This window comes from Albidovulum sp. (assembly GCF_041919395.1).
GTDB lineage: Bacteria > Pseudomonadota > Alphaproteobacteria > Rhodobacterales > Rhodobacteraceae > Albidovulum.
The window spans coordinates 1-2,272 of record NZ_JAYRTX010000185.1; the positions used below are offsets into that span (position 1 = coordinate 1).

A 2,272-nucleotide genomic window follows, 5' to 3' on the forward strand; every position below is an offset into this window, starting at 1 on the left:
GATCCTGCCATTGCCGCGGGAAAAGCCCTCCGGCGGCACGTCGGATGGCCGGAAGAGCACGGTCCATGCGCCAAACCCGAGGAGCCCGGCGAGAAGGACGACGATGATGATGATGCGGCGCGACATCACGGTTTTCTCCGGCAGCGTTCAGGGGCGGCGTTCAAGGCTGGGCGGGTATCATGGCGGCGGCGTCCCGCCGTAGAAGCGTTCGAGCACGGAGACGGCATCTACGGCGGTGTCGACCACAGTGAAGAGCTCGGCGTCGGCAGGGTCGATCATCCCCTCCGTGACCAGGAAGCTGAAATCCACCGCACGGTTCCAGAAAGCCGATCCGACAAGCACGATTGGAATCGGGGCCATCTTGCCCGTCTGGACCAGCGCCAGAACCTCGAACACCTCATCCAAGGTGCCAAAGCCCCCCGGAAACGCGACCATGGCCCGTGCCCGCAGCGCGAAATGCATCTTGCGGATTGCAAAATAGCGAAAGCGGAATGCGAGGTCGGGGGTGATGAAGGGATTGGGCAACTGTTCGTGCGGCAGCGTGATGTTGAGCCCCATCGACCGGGCCCCAGCCTCCCAGGCGCCGCGGTTCGCCGCCTCCATGATCCCCGAACCCCCGCCTGTCACCACGACGAAATCGCGCCGCCCTTCCTGCTGAAACCGGTGCGATACAAGGGCCGCGAAGCGCCGCGCCTCGTCGAGATAACGGGTGTGCCGCTGTTCCCGCTCAGGATCGGCGGCCTGCTCGCCAGACCTCATCCGGGCGCTGCCGAAGACGACGACGGTGGAGCGGATGGCATGCCGTCGCAATGCGCGCTCGGGCTTCACCAGCTCCAGTTGCAGGCGCAACGGCCTGAGATCCGCGTCGGCCAGAAGGTCGGCATCCTCGTGGGCAAGGCGATAGGACGGGTTGGCAAGAATCGCCGCCCGGAGGCTCTCGAGGTCCTTCGCCCGGCTCATGGCCGGACCGCCGCACGCCGAAGAGACGGCCATCTGAGCGGCATCAGTTCCAGCATTGCATTGCGCTCCGGGACCGTCACCTGCCAGCCCAAGTGCTCGCGCAGACGGCCCGCGAATATCTCGGCGGTCCGCGCCTCTCCATGGGTGACAATGACGCGCGACGGAGCCCGGCGAAACCGGCTGGCCCAGTCCAGGAGGGCGAGCTGATCGGCATGGGCCGAAAAGCCGTTCAGGGTATGCACCGATGCCCGGACGGGGACGTCGTCTCCGAAAATCCGGACCCGCCGCGCCCCATCCACGAGCCGCCGCCCCAGCGTGCCCTCTGCCTGAAAGCCGGTGATCAGGATCGCGGATTCCGGCCGTGGCAGGTTGTGACGCAGGTGGTGCCGGATACGCCCGGCGTCGCACATGCCGCTGGCCGATATGATGATGGCGCCGCCCTCGATCTGGTTGAGCGCCTTCGACTCCTCCGCGCTGGCGGTGAACTGCAGCCGGGGTCGGTCCGTCGCGGCTTCATGCCAATCGACGAGGTTTCGCGCCTGCTCGTCAAAGAGACTCAGATGGCTCTTCGTGATATGCGTGGCGCGGTCGGCCATGGGTGAATCGACGAAGATCGAAAGATCGCGCAGCCTGCCCTGCCGAGCGAGGCAATGCAGGTGATAGAGAATCTCCTGGGTGCGCCCGACCGCGAAGGCCGGCATGATCACGTTGCCGCCGCGCTTGCGGGTTTCGGAGATGACCGTGACCATCTCATTGAGGGTCGCCGCCTGATCGCGGTGGGCCCGGTCCCCATAGGTGGATTCCATCACCAGAACATCCGCGTCCGCGACCGGCGTGGGATCATGCAGGATGGCACGCCCGGGCTGACCGAGGTCGCCGGAGAAGACCAGCTTCACGGTTTCGCCTGCCTCTGTGATCCAGAGTTCGATGATCGCCGATCCGAGGATATGGCCCGCGTCGCGGAAGATGCAGACGACATCGGGATGCGGTGCGATGCTCGAGTCATAGGGGTGGTTCCGAACCTGCCGCAAGCAGGTCTCGGCATCGGTCATCGTGTAGATGGGCGTCGAGGTGCCAGACCTGGCCCGCCGGTTGCCGCGCCCGCCCCGCGCCGCTCGCTCGGCGTCCGTTTCCTGAATGTGGGCGCTGTCGCGCAACATCACGTCAAGCAGGTCGGCCGTCGCGGACGTCGTCAGGATCGGGCCGCCGAAACCGTCCTTTGTCAGCTTCGGCAGCAATCCGCTATGGTCGATATGCGCATGTGTCAGCAGCACGAAATCGAGCGAACGCGGGTTGAAGGCAAAAGGCTGAC

The 2,272-nt window shown here is 65.6% G+C and carries 2 protein-coding genes; both read right to left on the reverse strand.

From position 1 onward, the window contains the following. Positions 1 to 177 precede the first annotated feature (177 nt). Positions 178 to 960: a TIGR00730 family Rossman fold protein gene (locus tag ACMUOO_RS17180; protein ID WP_413855804.1), complete on the reverse strand. Its 783-nt coding sequence runs from the start codon at positions 958 to 960 to the stop codon at positions 178 to 180. Further along, positions 957 to 2,272: MBL fold metallo-hydrolase RNA specificity domain-containing protein (locus ACMUOO_RS17185; protein ID WP_413855805.1), on the reverse strand; the 1,316-nt coding region annotated here is incomplete at its 5' end. The genes ACMUOO_RS17180 and ACMUOO_RS17185, both read right to left, overlap by 4 nt.